Annotated in this window: 25 protein-coding genes; 10 read left to right on the forward strand and 15 right to left on the reverse strand. The window is 43.2% G+C overall.

Annotated elements, in window-relative coordinates; genetic code table 11:
* Window positions 1–17 precede the first annotated feature (17 nt).
* On the forward strand, window positions 18–512 hold the full coding sequence (locus ACFOGI_RS09715; RefSeq protein ID WP_390271835.1) for a L,D-transpeptidase family protein: 495 nt from the start codon (window positions 18–20) through the stop codon (window positions 510–512).
* Window positions 513–537: 25 nt separating this feature from the next.
* Here ACFOGI_RS09715 and ACFOGI_RS09720 read toward each other — a convergent pair whose 3' ends face one another.
* Entirely contained in the window at window positions 538–1,002 is a 465-nt protein-coding gene (locus ACFOGI_RS09720; RefSeq protein ID WP_390271837.1) for a hypothetical protein, read from the reverse strand.
* 132 nt (window positions 1,003–1,134) lie between these two features.
* Between ACFOGI_RS09720 and ACFOGI_RS09725 the strand changes: the two genes are divergently transcribed.
* From ACFOGI_RS09725 to ACFOGI_RS09750, 6 genes are all read left to right on the forward strand, one after another.
* The gene (locus ACFOGI_RS09725) at window positions 1,135–1,734 is read left to right on the forward strand and encodes a low temperature-induced protein (RefSeq protein WP_390271839.1); all 600 of its coding nucleotides are present in this window, start codon (window positions 1,135–1,137) and stop codon (window positions 1,732–1,734) included.
* A gap of 177 nt (window positions 1,735–1,911) precedes the next feature.
* Window positions 1,912–2,589, forward strand: coding sequence for a DsbA family protein (locus tag ACFOGI_RS09730; RefSeq protein ID WP_390271841.1), 678 nt, complete (start codon window positions 1,912–1,914; stop codon window positions 2,587–2,589).
* Window positions 2,586–3,011, forward strand: a complete 426-nt coding sequence (locus tag ACFOGI_RS09735) for a disulfide oxidoreductase (RefSeq protein ID WP_390271843.1) — start codon at window positions 2,586–2,588, stop codon at window positions 3,009–3,011. The genes ACFOGI_RS09730 and ACFOGI_RS09735 overlap by 4 nt, the downstream gene beginning before the upstream one ends.
* A gap of 91 nt (window positions 3,012–3,102) precedes the next feature.
* The gene (gene ctaG / locus ACFOGI_RS09740) at window positions 3,103–4,014 is read left to right on the forward strand and encodes a cytochrome c oxidase assembly factor CtaG (RefSeq protein WP_390271845.1); all 912 of its coding nucleotides are present in this window, start codon (window positions 3,103–3,105) and stop codon (window positions 4,012–4,014) included.
* Window positions 4,015–4,038: 24 nt separating this feature from the next.
* The gene (locus ACFOGI_RS09745; RefSeq protein WP_390271847.1) at window positions 4,039–4,176 is read left to right on the forward strand and encodes a hypothetical protein; all 138 of its coding nucleotides are present in this window, start codon (window positions 4,039–4,041) and stop codon (window positions 4,174–4,176) included.
* A gap of 360 nt (window positions 4,177–4,536) precedes the next feature.
* A complete protein-coding gene (locus ACFOGI_RS09750; protein WP_390271849.1) occupies window positions 4,537–5,493 on the forward strand; it encodes an alpha/beta hydrolase family protein in 957 nt (318 codons plus the stop codon).
* A gap of 56 nt (window positions 5,494–5,549) precedes the next feature.
* Here ACFOGI_RS09750 and ACFOGI_RS09755 read toward each other — a convergent pair whose 3' ends face one another.
* The 6 genes from ACFOGI_RS09755 to ACFOGI_RS09780 form a co-directional block, all read right to left on the reverse strand.
* A complete protein-coding gene (locus ACFOGI_RS09755) occupies window positions 5,550–6,128 on the reverse strand; it encodes a biotin transporter BioY (RefSeq protein WP_390271851.1) in 579 nt (192 codons plus the stop codon).
* Between the two features lie 194 nt (window positions 6,129–6,322).
* A complete protein-coding gene (locus ACFOGI_RS09760; protein WP_390271853.1) occupies window positions 6,323–6,901 on the reverse strand; it encodes a hypothetical protein in 579 nt (192 codons plus the stop codon).
* A gap of 249 nt (window positions 6,902–7,150) precedes the next feature.
* Window positions 7,151–7,915, reverse strand: coding sequence for a SurA N-terminal domain-containing protein (locus ACFOGI_RS09765; protein ID WP_390271855.1), 765 nt, complete (start codon window positions 7,913–7,915; stop codon window positions 7,151–7,153).
* Window positions 7,916–8,093: 178 nt separating this feature from the next.
* Window positions 8,094–9,677 (reverse strand): BCCT family transporter, encoded by a 1,584-nt coding sequence (locus ACFOGI_RS09770; RefSeq protein WP_390271857.1) that lies wholly within the window; start codon window positions 9,675–9,677, stop codon window positions 8,094–8,096.
* A gap of 225 nt (window positions 9,678–9,902) precedes the next feature.
* Window positions 9,903–10,316, reverse strand: a complete 414-nt coding sequence (locus ACFOGI_RS09775; protein ID WP_390271859.1) for an ion channel — start codon at window positions 10,314–10,316, stop codon at window positions 9,903–9,905.
* Window positions 10,317–10,500: 184 nt separating this feature from the next.
* The gene (locus tag ACFOGI_RS09780; RefSeq protein ID WP_390271861.1) at window positions 10,501–10,722 is read right to left on the reverse strand and encodes a hypothetical protein; all 222 of its coding nucleotides are present in this window, start codon (window positions 10,720–10,722) and stop codon (window positions 10,501–10,503) included.
* Window positions 10,723–10,815: 93 nt separating this feature from the next.
* On the opposite strand from ACFOGI_RS09780, the gene ACFOGI_RS09785 reads away from it, so the two are divergent.
* The 3 genes from ACFOGI_RS09785 (at window position 10,816) to ACFOGI_RS09795 (ending at window position 12,017) form a co-directional block, all read left to right on the forward strand.
* Window positions 10,816–11,022, forward strand: coding sequence for a hypothetical protein (locus ACFOGI_RS09785; protein WP_390271862.1), 207 nt, complete (start codon window positions 10,816–10,818; stop codon window positions 11,020–11,022).
* A gap of 259 nt (window positions 11,023–11,281) precedes the next feature.
* Entirely contained in the window at window positions 11,282–11,641 is a 360-nt protein-coding gene (locus ACFOGI_RS09790; RefSeq protein ID WP_390271864.1) for a hypothetical protein, read from the forward strand.
* Between the two features lie 67 nt (window positions 11,642–11,708).
* Entirely contained in the window at window positions 11,709–12,017 is a 309-nt protein-coding gene (locus tag ACFOGI_RS09795) for a hypothetical protein (RefSeq protein ID WP_390271866.1), read from the forward strand.
* 145 nt (window positions 12,018–12,162) lie between these two features.
* On the opposite strand, the gene ACFOGI_RS09800 is transcribed toward ACFOGI_RS09795, so the two are convergent.
* The 8 genes from ACFOGI_RS09800 to ACFOGI_RS09835 all read right to left on the reverse strand — a co-directional run bounded on the left by ACFOGI_RS09800 (window position 12,163) and on the right by ACFOGI_RS09835 (window position 18,856).
* Window positions 12,163–13,119 (reverse strand): calcium/sodium antiporter, encoded by a 957-nt coding sequence (locus ACFOGI_RS09800; protein ID WP_390271868.1) that lies wholly within the window; start codon window positions 13,117–13,119, stop codon window positions 12,163–12,165.
* A gap of 240 nt (window positions 13,120–13,359) precedes the next feature.
* Window positions 13,360–13,992, reverse strand: coding sequence for a class D sortase (locus ACFOGI_RS09805; protein ID WP_390271870.1), 633 nt, complete (start codon window positions 13,990–13,992; stop codon window positions 13,360–13,362).
* A 71-nt stretch (window positions 13,993–14,063) separates the two neighbouring features.
* Window positions 14,064–14,486: an excalibur calcium-binding domain-containing protein gene (locus ACFOGI_RS09810; protein WP_390271872.1), complete on the reverse strand. Its 423-nt coding sequence runs from the start codon at window positions 14,484–14,486 to the stop codon at window positions 14,064–14,066.
* 472 nt (window positions 14,487–14,958) lie between these two features.
* On the reverse strand, window positions 14,959–15,108 hold the full coding sequence (locus ACFOGI_RS09815; RefSeq protein WP_390271874.1) for an FbpB family small basic protein: 150 nt from the start codon (window positions 15,106–15,108) through the stop codon (window positions 14,959–14,961).
* Between the two features lie 37 nt (window positions 15,109–15,145).
* The gene (locus tag ACFOGI_RS09820) at window positions 15,146–15,364 is read right to left on the reverse strand and encodes a YkvS family protein (RefSeq protein ID WP_390271875.1); all 219 of its coding nucleotides are present in this window, start codon (window positions 15,362–15,364) and stop codon (window positions 15,146–15,148) included.
* Window positions 15,365–15,613: 249 nt separating this feature from the next.
* The gene (hmpA, locus tag ACFOGI_RS09825; RefSeq protein WP_390271877.1) at window positions 15,614–16,822 is read right to left on the reverse strand and encodes an NO-inducible flavohemoprotein; all 1,209 of its coding nucleotides are present in this window, start codon (window positions 16,820–16,822) and stop codon (window positions 15,614–15,616) included.
* A gap of 88 nt (window positions 16,823–16,910) precedes the next feature.
* Window positions 16,911–17,912 carry a DUF3231 family protein gene (locus tag ACFOGI_RS09830; RefSeq protein WP_390271879.1) on the reverse strand — a complete coding sequence of 334 codons (1,002 nt, stop codon included), beginning with the start codon at window positions 17,910–17,912 and terminating at the stop codon, window positions 16,911–16,913.
* 122 nt (window positions 17,913–18,034) lie between these two features.
* Window positions 18,035–18,856 carry an STAS domain-containing protein gene (locus tag ACFOGI_RS09835; protein WP_390271881.1) on the reverse strand — a complete coding sequence of 274 codons (822 nt, stop codon included), beginning with the start codon at window positions 18,854–18,856 and terminating at the stop codon, window positions 18,035–18,037.
* Window positions 18,857–18,947 lie beyond the last annotated feature (91 nt).

Raw genomic sequence — 18,947 nt, forward strand, 5'->3', positions numbered from 1 at the left:
CCATGGAGGTATTTACATTGATCCATACTGTGAAAACAGGCGAAACACTTATACAGATTTCCAGAGATTACCGGACACCGCTGCCTGCAATCCTCAGCGCCAATCAAGGAATAACCCCGGATCTCATCTATCCTGGCCAATCGATTGTCATCCCAGGCCTTCCTTCCCCACAATCCATCCCGTATCAAATTGATATATCACTAAATAATTTCCGGCTGCGACTACTGCAAAATGGAGGAATTGTTAAGCAATATCCTATTGCTGTTGGCCGCATGTTACATGAGACTCCAACAGGGAATTTTGTCATCGTCAACAAAGCCCCCAATCCAGGAGGGCCTTTCGGCACCATGTGGATGAGTTTATCCAAGCAGCATTATGGGATTCACGGAACGAACGATCCGAGTTCTATAGGGAAAGCCGTCTCCTTAGGCTGTATCCGGATGTATAACAGGGATGTAGAAGAACTGGCAGCTATCGTTCCAAATGGCACAATGGTCACCATCCATCCATAAACCACGTAACAGCAAATAGGCCTTGTCAGGAGCTGTAGAGACGTGACCGGAACAAAGACCTCCGCGTTATTTTATAAAATTGATAGGCAAGTGCGTTCGGTACCAGATAAGAGAAAAAAGTAAATATTATATTCCATCCATTCCCATACACCAGCCAATCAACCGAAAGCAAGATGAACTCCAATCCGGTTATCAGCAAGGAAAAGAGCACCAATCCGGCAACCGGCTTATCAGATGATTGAATAAAGTAAACCATATAAGCTGCGGTTATGGGATAAGCCCCCAAAATATAAGGCATTTGAGATAAGATCGGTATTGCTTCGAGAGGCAATAGCAGCCAAAATCCAAGCTGTAAGCCAATTACGTTCACAAACAGGGATTCAATCATAACGAAAAGAACCATGATTTTAAGTAGAATGCTGTCCATTTTCAGCAACCAGACAGCGGCAAACCACGGAAGTATGAAACCAATTAGAGTATGGACGATCATAAAACCACCTGCTAGTATACTTCCCAATAGATATACATCGTATAAGGTAACAACGAAAAAACAGATGATGCATATATCCCGTCGATACCGGGTATTGGTCTATGAAGACATCACTAAGAGGAGGCTGATACAATGGACAAAAAAATTATCGGTGGCGTATTCTCCAGCGTGGATACAACGGAACGGGCAATCAGGGAATTGAAAGAACATGGCTATGGAACCAATGATATTTCCATATTTGCACAGGATAAGAATAAAGTGAATGTCATTGAAAATGAAACAAATACCGGAGTAAGCACCAATGATGAAGGACGCGGCAAAAATGCTGGAAAAGGTGCTGGCATTGGAGCTGCATCCGGTGGTGTACTTGGCGGTCTCGGCGGATTAATTGCCGGTCTCGGAATGCTGGCCATCCCTGGCATCGGGCAAGTAGCTGCTGCTGGACCACTAGTTTCCGCTCTAACCGGTGCGGGTGTAGGGGCAGGCGGCGGTGGAATTGTCGGGGCCTTAGTCGGGGCCGGCATTCCAGAAGAGCATGCCAAGCAGTATGAAGGATATCTGAAAGACGGAAAAATCATTGTATTGGTGGAAGCCGATGAAGACAACGAAAACAATGTATACCGTACCTTCCTGTCTAATGATACAGAGAACCACAGCATGTATCCAAATGATGTAGTGACTAGCCACAACACAAACCAGACCAGTCGTAGCAGGACTGCAACCCGTCGCTAATCTATAGATTGGCATTTACTGCCACCCATGTTCGGGTGGCTTTTTTCTTTTTGTAAAAGTCATCAGCTCTGTCTATAATAATAGATGAATAATGTAAGGGAATTGTCAAAGTTCGCTACCACATTTAATGGTAAGCTATAAGGAGGATATTCAATTTACATATAGAGAGGTGTCTTCATGAAAGACAAAAATTCAACACTAAAAATAGCAGTCATCATTACTATTGTCGTCTTTGGTTTGATTGCTGCTCTGGTGGTATTGAATAACAACCAGACGACAGATCAGATAGAATCCACAGGAGAGCAGCCTCCAATCGAGGGCCAACCGACGATGGGTGAAGCAGATGCTCCTGTCAGTGTCGTAGAATTCGGGGATTTCAAATGTCCATCCTGTAAAGCATGGGGGGAGATGATTTATCCTCAATTGCTCAACGATTATGTCGACACGGGTAAAATCCAGTTCTCTTATATCAATACTTTGTTTCACGGGGAAGAATCCAGGCTAGCCGCACTGGCTGCTGAATCCGTCTACAGTCAAAATTCCGACGCATATTGGGATTTTCAAAAAGCCTTGTACGACGAACAGCCGGATGCACATGACATGGAGTGGGTAACAGAGGAGAAAATTCTCGAAGTGGCCGGCAAGATCTCCGGTATTGGTACCGACCAGCTCGCTACAGACTTGGAAGAGAAAACATTCATGGAAGAAGTGAATGAAGATGAGGAGCTTGTCTCCGAATTCAATGTACAATTCACTCCCAGCATCATGATCAACGACATCATGGTGGAAGACCCATTTGATTATGAAGCGATTACCGACCTGATTGATCAAGAGTTGGAAAGGACAGAAGAATGAGCAGGAATCAACTTTTGCTGTACTTCGCCTGGTTCGTATCTTTAACCGCCACACTTGGCAGTCTTTATTTCAGTGAAATCCGGGGATTCATCCCCTGTGAACTATGCTGGTACCAGCGCATCCTCATGTACCCGCTCACCCTTATCCTGGGGATAGGGACATTCCAGAATGATTGGAGTGTCAAAAAGTATGTATTGCCACTGGCCAGCATTGGGTGGTTCATCTCTCTGTTCCATTATCTGGAGCAAAAGGTACCGGGTTTCGCGGAAATCAAACCATGCGTGAACGGCGTCCCATGTACCACCGAGTATATAAACTGGGGTGGTTTCATCACCATTCCATTTTTGGCATTCACCGCTTTTTCACTCATCATCTTCATGATGTTGCTTGCCCGTCTTCCTAAAACTGGGCAGAAAAGTTAAAGAGACTCATCATGTTGGATCTTGCAGAGCGCAACTACTGCTTTCCAAGGTCCACAATGGATGAATCATCCATTATACGGAGGGATTACTAATGTGGTTGGAATTACAAATATTCGGGTTCCGCGCTCTGTGGAGCCCTTACTTTTTATTATGGATAATAATACTGGGCGTGGCCTATTACCTGATTACCGGGCCATATCGCCATAAATTCGGTGGGACAGAATTGCCTCGCCGGGAACAATATATCTATTTCTATACAGGTCTGTTCCTATTATATGCAGTAAAGGGTTCACCAGTTGACTTGATGACCCATATCACCCTGACTTCCCATATGGTCCAGATGGCGATTTATTTGCTTGTATTCCCGATTCTCATGATCAAGGGGATTCCGGAATGGATGTGGAGGAAAATTGTATACGCCCCGGGGATCAAACCCGTTTTCAAATTGGTGACACGGCCGATCATATCGATGCTGCTATTCAATGTATTGTTTTCCCTATACCATCTGCCTGTCATCTTTAATTTCACTAAATCATCACCTGTGGCCCATACGACAGTATCGATCATCTTATTGGTTGCTGCATTTATTGTTTATTTCCCGTTATTATCACCGTTGAAGGAACTCGATACCCTTCGCCCAGTACTGAAGATAGGCTATATCCTAGCCAACAGTGTGTTGATTACACCCGCATGCGTCTTGATCATATTTGCTGATACTCCATTATACGCCGCTTATACTCAAGACGGCTCTTGGCTGCAGGCATTGAGTCTCTGTGTTCCAGGCGGAGTTCTCTCTGGTCTAGCTCCGACACTGTCGGGTCCAGAAGTATTTACTTCTATGGAAACGTTGGAAGATCAACAGTTGGGCGGTATCATTATGAAAATCATGCAGGAAATTACGTATGGTACCATTTTAACTTCCATTTTCTTTGGGTGGTTCAATAAAGAAGAGGTCGATAAAATCGACCCCCTGCCTGAAGAAATGAACGGAAATCACCTATAAAGGAAAATATAACGGAGGTATAGCATGAAAGGAAAAATTGCAGTCTTTGCCCTACTCTTGTTCACCGCGGTTTTTCTGGTCTTCGGCTGGGTTTTGCTGCAGGATGTGATTGCGGATCATCAATTGGAAGAACCTGACAGCATCATCAATGGTCTTCATTAGCATCCGGCATATCTACACAATAGAAAGGTTCCATCTCTCCATGAAGAGAATGGAACCTTTCTTTCATTTGGAACCAGAAGACGCATTTTTAGCAAGGCTGCAGGAAAGGGCCTACCTCCCTCACATCAGGGAGTGGAATAGCTAACATAAGAGTACAGTGGTTCCACTTCGGAGGATTCTGAACCTCCGCATATCCACTGCCCACCATAACTGTTTCATATCATCAACGGCCCTACTATAATAGTAGATATTCAGTGTCCCCCCATTGTTTCTAAGCTATCGTGCGATTATCTGTGGGGAGCGGCCGATGACTAGCGATAACATAAAATTATAGGTTGCCCTTGGTAGGAGGATGAATAAATGAGAGAACAGCAAGTGATCATTGAAGGGAACTACGACCTGGCAGGAACTCTGACCCTGCCGCAGGAAGAGCAGGAAGTCTATCCATTGATGGTCATGGTCCACGGAAGCGGGGATCTGGACAGGGATGAGAATACCAAACATCTGCGAATCAATACATTTAAAGAGATAAGTGATTTCGTGGTAAAAAAGGGCATAGCTACGTTGCGGTATGACAAACGTGGGGTCGGCGAAAGTGAAGGCGACTTTTATAAAGCTGGTCTATTTGACCTCATAGAAGATGCGATCAGCCTCCTTCGATTCGGTAAGAACCACCCGCAAGTGGATGCACATAGGATTATTCTGCTGGGGCATAGCGAAGGAAGTATCATTGCACCAGCCATCCACGCACAGGAGCCGGTAAGCGGCATGGTCCTGCTTGCCGGAACAGCAGAACCGCTGTCTGAGACAACTACTTGGCAGCGGGAAAAGATGAAGGAAGACATCAAGAATGCTATCGGGTTTGAAGGCTGGCTGTTGCGCTTGTTGAACGTCGATAGGAAAATTGAAAAATTGAACCGTAAAGTCATGGATAGAATCGAAAACTCAACGGAGGATGTGATCCGTTACCGTGGGAAAAAAATCAATGCCAAATGGGACCGCGAACATCGCCAATATAATATCCGTGACTATCTGCCGCAAGTGGAATGCCCAGTGCTTGCCATCACTGGAACGAAGGATGTCCAGGTGAAACCTTGGGATTTGGAGGAAATCGCTGAACTGTCATCCGGCCCATGTGATACCCACCTGATTGAAGACATGTCCCATATTCTGCGGAGAACAAATGAACAGAGGTTCAGTAAAATTCTCAAAGACTATAAAAGACAAGTCAAAGAACCAATCGACCAAGAGGTACTGGAGATTATTGGCGAATGGCTGGAGGGCAATATTAACCAAGCAGAAGAAAAAAATAGTTGAAAGAGAAAAGAATTGTTGGGGTTAGGGATCAAATCAAAGCAAGGATGGTCTGCCGTTTAGGCAATTGACCGTCCTTTCCCTTTCTCAGGCTTGTACACTGTTCCACGTATTCGATAAGCCAGTCCTCCGGCCAGTATGGAAAAAATGATGTCCTTCGGCAAAGGTGGCAGCATCCATAACCAAGCCAGAGCATATCCGATTTTCTCCGGAGCTTCCAACCAGAGTTGATAGGCCAGGTACATCCAATTCGTACCAATGAAGTAATTGACGGCCAACCCTATCATTGCTCCCGCCATATAGGTGGTTTTAGTAGCACTCCTCTCGATAATCTTACCTGCCACATAAGCGACTAGGATGTACGATAGGATAAATCCAAATGTCGGTCTGATCAAAACAGAAGGTCCTCCAAAGAATTGCGAGAATACAGGTGCCCCCGCAAACCCGATGAGCATATATACTGTCATGGATATCGCACCAAGCCTGCTACCTAGTATAAGTCCAGATAATATACTGAAAAAAGTCGTCAATGTAATCGGCACCCCTCCAATCACAAGGAAAGAAGCAATATTTGCGCCAATTGCCATCAATGCAGCAAACAATGCAGCAAGTGTAATATCCAGCGGCCGCAACTTCATGAAAATCCCCCCTCTTCCTTATATATTGTCTGAAAACAGGATATAGGAATACAACTTCAGTGTCAACTGATTATCCAAATCAGTTGACTGAATGATATGCCAGCTAGCTGCTCTCTCTGCTCCTGACCTATCTGTCTCAATAAAAAAAGCCGGAAGTTCCCAGACAGGAAACAACCGGCATATGAATGTACCTATTAATAAAATGGCGGAAACAAAAATCTCCGAAAAAAGAAGAACGGGAAACGTCTGCGTCTGAAACGACGGAACCTTCTTGGATATCCATAGAAACCGGGTTGGCCATAGTTGTAGCCATATCCGGAAGGGCCATAGCCGTACTGGCGATCCATATCATCCCAATCGTCCCAATCATTATCCCCATCAGGCGTCAACATGTATACCGCGTCATTATCCACCCCTTCAATAATCCCATCGTACGTCCTGCCATCCGTGCCCTCACCTTGAACAAGATGATACTGGTACCTTCTGCAGAAATCCTGCAATTGCTGGTGGTGCGAAGGGTTCATGTTATCCTGATACATGTTCCCATGGTACATTGGCTGGTTCATGCCAGGTGAAGTCATTTGCTGCTTACCATGACAGCCGCAATTACGATAGAAAGGGTCCAAGTAGACAGGATATGGCGTATAGTACTGTGGTACGTTATGCTGCGGGGTTGGGTGATTTGGTGGTGCAGGGTGAAACCCCGTTCCTCCCTGTGCCTGATCCTCCCTGTTCTCCCATTGCTCCTCGTGATAGTTGAATTCTTCCCCCATGTAATTCCTCCTTACATTTTATCCTGAACACTTTACTAGCGTATGAAGCTGGGGAAGTCCAATATTCCATAATCACCAGAAGAGAATTTTGGTTGGGATGAAGATTTGCTTCGATTCTTATCGGATTAAATTTCTTGCCCAACCTGGTACGCCTTTGGGAGCAATCAAGTAAATGCATTACAGCTACCTAGAAAGAAGCCATGAAAAAACCAGGTCCACTAAGAGACCTGGTTTCTCATCTTCCTATTCTCAGAGGTGTACAGTGACATCTGCATTCCCGCGCAGTTCTTCAATCAGTGCCATTGTCACTTCTCCTTCTTTTTGCTGCTTGAGCTGATCTTTCAGTTGTGGTTTAACATCCTCATAGGAAGGCATTTCTGTTCCGCCTTCTTCTCCAGCCATTTGTTCCTGTTGGGATTTCGCCTGTTCATAGGCTTCCTTGAGCTCTTCTTCCGTCGGTTCAATGTCACCCGATTCTTCGGCAATCAACTTGTCCAATTTTACTTGGGTTTGCACTTGTGAAATCACTTCTTCTTCAGAAGTTCCCTGTTCTTCAAAGGCAGCAATAAGTTCATCCTTTGAACCTAATCCATTCCTTTCTGCCAGCTCGGACAGTGTTTCATCTATTTCTTCTTCTGTCACAGAGTAATCTCGATTTTCTGCTTCCTGTAGCAAAAGTTCTGTACCAACCATACTGTCAGCGATTTGTTTCTTCAACTGCTCTTGGTCAAGCTCCTGGCCGGTCATCTGTGACTGCATAGCCATCTGCTGGAATTGTGCTTCATATGCGGTCGTAAATTCTTCCTTTGTTATCTCCGTATCATTAACTTCAGCTACTACTTCCGGTACACCTTCCAAATCAGGTTCCGGCATCTCTGGTGCCTGTTCGTTTTCCTGAGTGCCTGTTTCTTCGCTATTATCGTCAGCTGATTCTTCTCCATCACTGCACGCAGCAAGAAAAGATACAAACAGAATCAGCAATAAACCCAACAACCAATTTTTGCTCAATTTCACGATTCGTTCCCCTTTCATGATATAACCTTCGTGCCATTGTAACACAACACCCCGGATTATACATCCAGTTTTTCCATATTTCTATCGTACCCTCACTCGGAAAGATTATTTCCACCGAAAAATAAAATATAAAAACCATCCGCTTCAAAGGAGCGGATGGTTTTAATCATCCTATCTACTATTCATTGGACTGCTGGGTCCATTTCTTCTTCTTCCTTACATTATTCACCCATGCTCTATCCTCATCCATCATTCTCTTGGCTGCATAAATGGTCAGGAACTGAATGACGATAATTGGAATCCCCATCAGTCCGGACAGCACCTCAAGAGGAGCCAGACCACCAATACGGAGAAGGGACAACGCGAGCACAGTGATCAATGCCGCTACAATCAGACGCAAGTTCTTGGATGGTTCTGCCTTACTCATATTCTTTGTACCTGCATAGGAAGCAATAGTATAGGTTGTAGAGTCTAATGTTGTCACCATAAAGATCATCGCAATTATCACAAATATTACTAAAGCGATAAGGGATAATGGCAGAGAATTCAAGATGGCTGGTATTGCTGCCATCGTGTCTTCCTGTACAATCCCTGTAACGTCCACCTCTCCTGTTGTGAAGCGGTGTACACCAAGTCCTCCAAGTACGCCGGTTGCGACCCAGGAGATCAATGTTGGTGCCAGCAGGTAGGTCAGAATCATTTCTCTGATGGTTCTTCCTCGGGAAATCTTAGCAGCGAACACACTGTGCAGCATTGCCCAGGTTGCACTATAGGCAAACCAAAAGACAGTGTTGCTTTCCATATGTGTTGTTCCATCCATATCCAGCGAGTTGGTGTAAAGAGACATATCAACATAGTTGGACAATAAGAATCCTACCGTATCCGTGAAATAGTCAAGAATGAAAATCCCAGGCCCGACAACCATGATAAACACAGCAAATGCACCGGCCAGATACATGTTAAAGGTACTCAATTTCTTGATTCCCCGTTCAATACCCAGATAGGCACTAATTGAGAACAGAAATACCCAGACAATGGTGACAATCAATGTCAACCCGAAAGTGATCTCAATATTGAAGATTTCCGCCAAGTTATACGTGACAATTGGTGTACCTAGCCCCAATGTTACAGCTGCACCAGATAGAATACTGATCAGGAATACGACGTCCAGCAGTTTTCCGCCCAGACCGTCTGTGAACTTGTCCCCGAAGATTGTCCGGCACGCCTCAGATATCCGCATGAACGGCTTTTTCCGGACATGGAGAATATAACCCATGGCAGGTGCAGCCATTACAAAAATGGCAAATACCTGGAAACTCCACATAAACATACTGTAAGAATTTCCCCATAACAATGCCTCCGTAGATCCAGGTTCTACGCCAAACGGTGGGTCTACCGCAATATTAGCCCACTCGGTCATCCCGGTCCGCATAATGGTGGAACCAAGGCCCATGGCAATTAAGATCGACGAGTACTCAAATAAAGTAAATCTCGGTTTCTCTGCTGGATTTCCCAGCACAACATCTCCATATTTTGAAAAAGATAGATACAGGCCTGCTGCCACAAGAATAATGGCATACCATATGTAGCCCCATGTAAATACATTGACAATTTGGTCAAATATACTGTTCAGCAGTTCCAAGGACTCATCTTCATACATGGCAAAAGGAATGCTGATCAGAATCATAATAACCAAGGCTGGCCCAAAAATTCTCCAGTCAATAAGCCTTGATCTACTCGAGCCCTTACTCTCCTTGCTCATTTGAAAAACCTCCAATATATATTTCTCATTTCTATTGTAAGAAGGGTAACTCCCTTGCTTCAAACATACTGTTACTAATACCACGTGGAATAAATTTAAAACTTCCAAAGACCCTTGAAATTTTTGGATGCTACTTTATCCGGTTTTTCAGAGTTGATAAGTGAAATTCAATAAAGCCGTGGATTGAAAAAACCCGGCAAGAAGAATATGCCGAGTTGTGGCTTCCTAACTTTCCTCTTCTTCATTTCTAGAACTACTAATAGCCTTCATGAAATAGGCGGATGGTAGCAGAAGACCGATCCCGGCTTCTACGAGGGAAAACAGTCTAGCTGGTCCTACTGGAACAAGGTCACCGTAACCTACGGAGAGGATGGTAACCCCACTGTAGTATAGATGAGTAAGAAATGATTCGCTTGCTGGCTGTCCGGTAGGATCATTAATGACCAGTACTGCTTCTTCCAAGGATAATAACTGATACAAAACGGCAAAGCCTAAGGTTATACTGATAAATACATAGACAAGTTTAAAAAATAGGGCCGGGCTTGCATAGCTTTTCTTGAAATCCTTATTTGTAAAGAAATAATACAGATTAATAATGAGAAATAAAATAGTAACCCCTATAAATATAGTCGATAGCATGGTTTCCTCCTCCTTTGGTTTCTAGTAACACAGAAACATGAACATTAAACCCTGAGAAAGAATACCTTTTTTTCGACCATACCTCCGACCGTAATGGTTGTGCTCTTGTCATATAGACAAAGAATGTTAAGAAAGGGCCTGCCCACGATTGGCAAAGCCCTTATATTGGCAAAGCCCTTATGATCTAATCTTCCATTCGTTCTGCCTCTTCCTTGATGGATGCTGAGGGTACTATATCATCCCCTTCAGCGTTCTTTTGAAAGCCTTTATCTAATCTTCCAGCATTCTCGATGTCCCCTGATGCTCTGTAACCGCCAATCTCTTTATTTGAAGTATTGCCGTAAACACCCATTCCACCAAGCTGTACATTGATGTTTTCCTGGTCCTTATTTTGCTTTTGATCCATTGAAATCACCTCCTACTGATAATATAACCAAAGCCGCTTCAGGATATTGATTAGAGTGAACATTCCTGTGCATATTATAAAAGAGGTGATCATGTGCAGAAGAAACCAATGAATACAGACACAATTAAACAGGATAAAATGGAAGGAATACAGGCGAATACCGGAATCCATGCAGATCATCATCTGCTTGATGTGGATAACCGGCTGTCAGGAGATTCAGTGGACGAACATCAACGGATAGAAGAAGCAAATGCTTCCATTGCACAAGAGATCATCCAACAAACCTATCATAACTCTTAATGGCTCTTGCTATATATAAATAGCGGGGACTCCCCCGTTTAATCGCTCACACAACTTTTCCTCCCCCGATTTCTCAATTCTAGACATATATAATGTCTGTCTTTTTTAACTTATCATTTTTTATGACGAAAAGGCAGAAATCCTGAGTTTCACCCACTTTTGTTTAAAAAACCAACGTATATCTTAGGATACCTACTACTTCACTTTCAATAGTTTCTGAATACATTGTTATTACAATAGAAGAAAGGAGGGAGAATTCATGTGGAGAAAGTACGACCGTTATGGCAACCAGGAAGCCTGCTATTCCAGGAATAGAACCAATGCAGAGGTAGAAGGAGAAACATCAAGACGTCATAGAAAAAGAAACAGCGAAGTGGAAGCAGAAACTTTATCTAACTTTGATAATGAATATGATTTTGACTTTGAGGATATCAATGTCAATGATAATGAGAACGAAAATGAAAACGACCTAAAAAACAAAAATCGTAACATCAATATTGCAAGAATCATTAAAAGCGGAAATTCCTATGTAGATTTTTCAGACGATCTCGATGGGAATGAAGATGAGGTAGCAGGTACGGAAGATAGACGCAGAAGAAAGAATAATCATAAATGGTAGGAGTTACTGTCATCAAAGCGGAATCCAGTTCCGCTTTGATTCTATTTCTAAAAAAAGGAGGGATCCTGTGGGAAAAGTGGAAGATTTGTATCCCTATGACAAAGGAACTAATTCCTATGCTGAAGCTGCTGAGCTAGTAGAAGCAACAGTAAGTAACAGCGGAAATTCTGATGTGGATATTGATATAAATATAGATACAACACCAATGGCATATGCAATGCTTTGCTCCATGCGAGCCACGGACCAACTATCAGAGCATGAGTTTCGAAAAGCTGTCAGAAAGCTGGAAAATTTTTCGAGAAGAAATCGTTATTATAGAGGAATGAATGATACCTCCAAAGTAAGATTAAACAAAAGAAGAACCAGAGAAGTATAACAATAAACCTCTCAACCATACAAACCGGTATTTATTACCGGTTACTTATTAGATAGCCAAACAAGATAACATTCCAGGGACAGGCAGCACAAACTGCTCCAATGTAAAGGACTGAACCGTACTGAGACGATCAGTCCTTTTCCCTTTAATTCCTCAAGATTACATAAACCATATATAACACATAGGCCGCTGCCAGAATAATTCCTTCCATTTTTCCAATCTTATAATTCGACCTGGAAAATACCAGTAAAATAACTGTCAGCAGAATCATCAATAATACATCGGTGAATATTCTATGATCCACCGCCAACGGTGAGATAGCGGATGATGTTCCCAACACGAAGAGGATATTGAATATGCAGCTTCCGACAATATTTCCAAGGGCAATATCACCCTCTCTTTTAATAGCAGCCATAATGGATGTAACCAATTCCGGCAACGAAGTTCCAACCGCTACAATCGTCAGACCGACAAGTGTATCACTCATGCCGCACGAGAGGGCAATCTCGGTCGCGCCGTTTACGACCAGATCTCCACCAAATACAATAGCGGCCAGTCCACCGAGGGTTAGAATGATGTTTTTCACCCATGCCTCTTTGGCAACATGATGACTGCTAGAACGGCCCCGCTCCCTACTGCGCCTGGCCACTTCAAATAAGTAATATAAAAATATTGCGAAAAACAGAAGGAGAATGAAGCCGTCACTTCTACTTATGAAGTTGGCGCTCCATTCCTGCAGGAAGACATCACTTACCAGTACAAGCAATGCTACACTAGCAAGCAAGGTGAACGGAATTTCTTTTCTGATTGTCTCGCTCTCCACCTTCAGCGGATAGATCAATGCGGTCAGTCCAGCCACAAAGGTAATATTGAAAATATTGCTCCCTACCACATTGCCGATGGCCATACCAGCACTATCCTCAAGGGCGGCAACCAAACTCACCGTCGCTTCCGGTGCACTTGTGCCAAACGCTACAATTGTCAGACCAATTAGCAACGGGGACACATTCAAGTTCGAAGCAATGCTAGAGGCACCCTTCACAAAATAGTCGGCACCTTTAATGAGTAAAGCCAAGCCGACAATCAATAAAATGAATGCCATAGTATCTACCTTCTTCACATAAAATGGAATTATTGTATTAGCTTCCCTCTGTGTAAACTCACAGGGGATAGAGTCACAGTTCCCTTCATTGACGAAAAGGAAGCCTAGATTAGAAATAAATGAATTGGCTTTACCTTACCTAACAGAAAGATTTGCTCCGATATTAAACCTTTTATATATCTTCAAAAAACACCGGATAAAGTCTTTCTTTTTTGATCTTTATCCGATGTTTACTGTATATCAATCAACCAGTTCAGCCTGGACAATATACCGATCGGGGGCATATCCGACATAATTAAATGGATAGCAGGTGGTGAGTGTTAATGTCGGTTTGTCTTTTTCCACAATCACGGAGCGATCCTCTGCATCAGTAATCCATGTCTCTTTAATCTTATAGACAAATGTTTCGTCATCATAATGAACCTCGAGCGTATCACCCTCGCCAAGTTCATCCAAGCCGATAAATACAGTATCTCGATGCCCTGACAGTACTGTATGCCCTCCCTCACGGTTAGGGATAGTTGTCCACTCACTCACATACATACCCACACCCTGACCTAGGGTATCCTCATCTGTCCCCCAATAAGTAGTAAATCGCTTATCTAGCTTGGGGATGTCCAGTTCTGCTACTTCTTCTCCTTTGGCAATATTATAATCAAAGGTCATCGGGCTAACGGATGCCTCCCTTGTTGATTCCTTGTTAACTGTATCTCTTGTTTCTTGTTCATTCGCCTTGACTGTATCTATAGACGGAGCATCTTTCTGATCCGGTATTTCCTGCACCGATCTAGTTGATTCATAATACTGCCAACCATTATACGAAACCAGGGACACACCTAAAACAAACAAGATTACCGACAACCTTCTTATCACAGGTTTCTCCTCCTTCTAATTTTTTATGAAAGAGAAAAAGCAGACGAGAAACTCGCCTGCCGTATAGTATATTAACGTTTACGCATACCAAGTGCGCCAAGGATCATTGCACCTAAGCCACCTAGAATACCAAGCGGTAATGCAGTTGATGTTTCAGGCAGTTCGCCGCCCCTTTCTTCAGAAGAAGTGGTTGATTCATCAGATTTTGTTTCCTCAGAAGTTGCAGTTTCACCTGTTTCACTTTCGGCTGCAACCTCACTATCCACGGACTCACTGTCACCATCAGGAAGATTTTCACATGGGATGCCATCGCCTTCCCGGTCAAGGCCGTCCGGGTCATTCGGATGTGCTTCGAGGTGGGCCTGTGCTTCTGCTTGCGTATTAAAGTCACTACAATTCAGATCTCCGCTATGGTTAGCGAACACTGGTTGCCCAGCACCAAAAACAAAAATCACCGAAAGCAGAACAGCCATTCCTACACGAGTAACAGACATGTCGCCAATTCCTCCTTCTTATGTGTGAGATTGTTTTTTGCAGTCACCGGTTCAGCTTATTACGCTAAGTAATCGGACTAACTCCGGATAACTACATTACATAGTTTAACATATTGGAAATTATTTCTACAAAAGATAACTGTATATTACAATTAATTTAATAATTAATTGATTAATCTTTAACTATTGGTGTAGGAAAGAACAGGATGTGTCCCCAACACTGGAATTCAAGTAGTTAGATGCTCTACATTTTTTATATCTTATCAAACTCTTTGAAGACGTGGTGCATTACACATTTTTATCTAAACCTTCCACCAAAGTTTATAAGTAACCGCTCATGAAGTCAGCCTAAAGTTTTAGGTTCAGTCCGTCCAGGTATCATTGAAATGCCACCTTATCATTTCTCCTACTCAAAGGAATACTCCAACGAAAAAGAGAAGCACCGACCGGCGGACCGGTCGGTACCTTGTATTCATTCAAAATTATGTCCTTGTCTCAGTAATTCTTCCTGCCTTTTTTCCAGGCGCTTCTCGATTTGGGACAACTGTTTTTCGTCTTCCAAAAGCTCTTGTTTGTTCTCTTGTACTAATTGCTCGAAATCAAGTCTATTGCTGCGTCGCATGATCTGAATACTCCTTCTCGATGTAGTTCTATTTTTTTTATGATACTTCTTCTTCGACAATCCTATATTTCGTGTGATTTACCACCGTATTGTGGTAGCCGTGATTCAGTTCCTCATACCTGTCCATTCCCGATATATCCACGACAATACTATTCTCCGCTCTAGATGGCATCACTCTTCCCGTATATACCATGTTATTTCTTTCAAACTCAATGACATCTCCCGGCTTTGCTCTCTTTTCATCTGGATGGAACATGTACATCCCCCTTATTGATTTTATGGAAAACCCAGCAAGCATACTTTCCTAAAAAACAGGGTAAACATTTATCATATAAGTTATAAGTTAGTGCGGAGTTATGATAAATGTGGAAAGTTAAGTAATATAATGTATTACTTGAAATATTATAATATTATATAAAGATAGAAAATTCAAGGATATTGTGTTAAACTTCTTCGATCACTTAAAAAAATACGAAAAAAAGCCACGGCGCAAGCCATGGCTTTTCTATGCTTCTTCTAGAATACTGATTGGATTGAACACTTCATAGTGGATACGCTCTTTCGGTATTCCCCATTCTTTCAACGCTTTCATAAAGGGAACCGCTCCGCAAAAATAAAAATCCGCCTGTTTATCCGGGAGGACAGCCCGCAGCCAATCGAGATCGATATAACCTTCTTTGTCAAAGTTTTTTTCTTCCTTGTCAAGCTCGGTCGGGCGGTCATAACTGACAAAGGAGGAAATATTTTTATGATTGGCAGCCAGCCGCTCCACATCTTCCTTCATCGCGTGGGTGGTACTGTTCTGTGTCGCATGGATGAAGGTCACTGGCCGGTCAGGTTCTTTATCCGCAAGGGTCTGCAGCATACTCATCAGTGGCGTTAGGCCGATTCCACCGCTGATCAGGACAATCGGCAGTTTTTCACTGTCAATGACAAAATCACCTGCAGGAGCAGCAAAGGATAGAGTGTCCCCCTCCTGTACTTGGCGGTGGAGATAATTGGAGACAATGCCATCTGGAATTTCCTGCATGCTGTTACCTTCTTCTCTTTTGACACTGATCCGGTAGTAGTCTTCGTTCGGCGCATCAGAAAGGCTGTAATGACGCATATGAGTATACTTCTCTCCCTCAATTACTGCTTTCAATGTCAAATATTGACCAGGTTCATAGGAAGCTATCGGCTTTCCATCTGTTGGTTTCAAATAAAAAGACGTGACAGATGCAGTCTCCTGTTCCTTTTTATCCACTATAAATTCACGGAATCCACGCCAGCTATTCTGTTCTCTTTGTTGGTATAGTTCCTGTTCCATACTAATGAAGGTATCGGAAATAGCATTATATGCTTCACCCCAAGCTTGGATCACTTCATCCGTTGCTTGATCACCTAGAACTTCCTTCACCGCTTCCAGCAAAGTCTCCCCTACGACAGGGTATTGTTCCGGTTTTACACCTAATGCGACATGTTTTTCGGCAATTCGCATGACGAGCGGTTTAATATTGGAGAGGTCATCGATATTCTCTCCTGCCGCATAGACAGAATAAGCCAACGCCTCTTGTTGTATACCACGCTGCTGGTTGGTCTGGTTGAAGATGTTGTAAAGCTCGGGTGCTTTGGAGAAAAGCTTCTCATAAAATCGGATACCAATCTCACGACTATGTTCTTTCAATAGGGGGGCCGTCTTTTTGACAATTTCCAGACTTTGGGAGTCAAGCATTCAGGTCACCTTCCATTTACATTTTTGTTTAGTATCCTGAATACTTTTCCCTTATTCTCCTCTTTCTAACATCTATTTGTGGCTATATTCAGGGAGATGCCAAATCATTTCGGTCCACTGCTTGGGGAATCTGTTCCAACCAGCCATGGTCAATCAAAATATTGGCGGCATCTTCGGTGTACAGAGCATTCTCCATGAGGAATCGGCTGTACATAGCACCGATATCCCTTCTGCCGTTCAGGGAGGCTGCGTTGGCATAGGATCTTATTTTCATGGAAAACATCTCCATTTTGTGAGAAACCATCAACTTCTCGGAAAAGGGCGGTACGTTGGACGTCGTTACAAGATGATCGAGGTATTCATGGGACGGGAGGTTGTCTTGATGCAATTTTGCCGCACAAGCCTTAGCATGCCTTTCCGTGATATTCCTCCCTCTCAAGAAAAATTCTTTAATGCGTTCATTGGAAGTAACTTGGCTGAAACCGACCAATAATGCCTTACTTGCCATATCATTTTCTATGCTGTCATAAAAATGGGCTATCTCCAGCGCATGAACGGGGCGGGACTCACCAAAGAAACCTGTGAGATAGCTTTGTTTTTTTACGAAATCGATTCGCTCCGGCGTAGGAATAACTGGGGGAAGTACCGCATAACCTTTATCCATCAATACTTTATCGACTTTTATCAATAAATCAACCGTAGATTCCAAGGTGTCTTTGAAAAAGATTTTTATGTCCATTCTGCTTGCCAGCGGGATAGCAAGGGAATAAATCGTCATACCGGCCTTGCCCATATATTTCAAATAATGGAGGTAGAATTCATCAAGAAACAGTCTTGGTGCCCCTGGATTCACATCTTCATCAGTAAAACCTTTGGGTAGTGGAAATTCCTCATTGGTTAAGAACTTTTTCGCCTGCTCAATTAGTGATTCAGATAATCGCAGGGCATCTTCTAGTACGTTTTCTATCTCTTTATCTTCTACATGCTGTTGATAATATTTCAATACACATCTGGACATCGTATTTCCGGTATATGTTGCCCATAGCTTTCCTATCTCAGCAGAAGTCAATTTCTCTTGGCTCGTTTCCATGGAACTGCCTCCTTCTCAAGCTTATGGGAATAATATGCGCAACAGGAGACAAAATTATGAACTCCCAAAAAAACTGATGCAGAGGCATCAGCTTTTTTGTTTACCTAAATATGTATACATGATTATTTGCGAAGATATTCCAATGCCTGTTTGACAGTCGCATGGGAAGCCATTGCGGTCATATCAATATTGCTATCCATCATGTTCCATACCATATCCGGACGGAAGCCGGCAAGAAGGACTTTAATGCCCATTACCCGCATCATATTCCCTAGTTGATGGAGGGACTCTGCAATCTGCGTATCGATTGTCAAGGTCCCAGAATAATCCACGATGACATAGTTGACCTCCATCTCCGCCACCTTAGGGATGACACTGTCCATCATATGTTGGACAACGGCTGGAGTAATATCACCCACCACAGGGATTATCACAACATCATCTTCAACCGGAACGATCGGCGCAGACAGCTTGATCAAGTCCTTTTGTACTTCCTCTTGCTGCTTATCGGACATCCGTTTAAATGAATAGATGGTTTCGTTCAAACTGACATCAAGCAGACGGCCGATCCGCTTGAGAATATAGGAATTTTCCTCAACCGTCAGTTTCAGTTCCTTGCTGATCTTCGTGACGATTTCATTGAATACTTCCCTTGTAGGAGGATAGCGAACGATTATTTCAAGAATTTCCTTTCCAGCGGAAACCTGCATCTCGGCGTTTTTCTTGCTCCAATCGAGAAGAGTGGAGGGAATGGCATCCTCCTCCTCGATTTTTATCGTTTCTCCGAGAAATTGCCACATATCATGATACATGTGAACTGCCTCATTCCTCTCCCATTCCGGAAGAGAAAGTGCTGCTTTCTTAACGACTGATTCAACAACATCGACAGCCAATGACTCCGCCTTCTCTTCTATGTATTCAGCAAAATTCGTTAATGAAGTCAACTGTCCCCACCCCTTTTTGTCGTTTCTATTTCCCATTATTTTCCTAACACTACTATACCATCTCACAGGTTTACAATTCCATCTATAATAC

This window comes from Virgibacillus xinjiangensis (assembly GCF_042643145.1).
In the GTDB taxonomy this organism is placed as follows: domain Bacteria; phylum Bacillota; class Bacilli; order Bacillales; family Amphibacillaceae; genus Virgibacillus_O; species Virgibacillus_O xinjiangensis.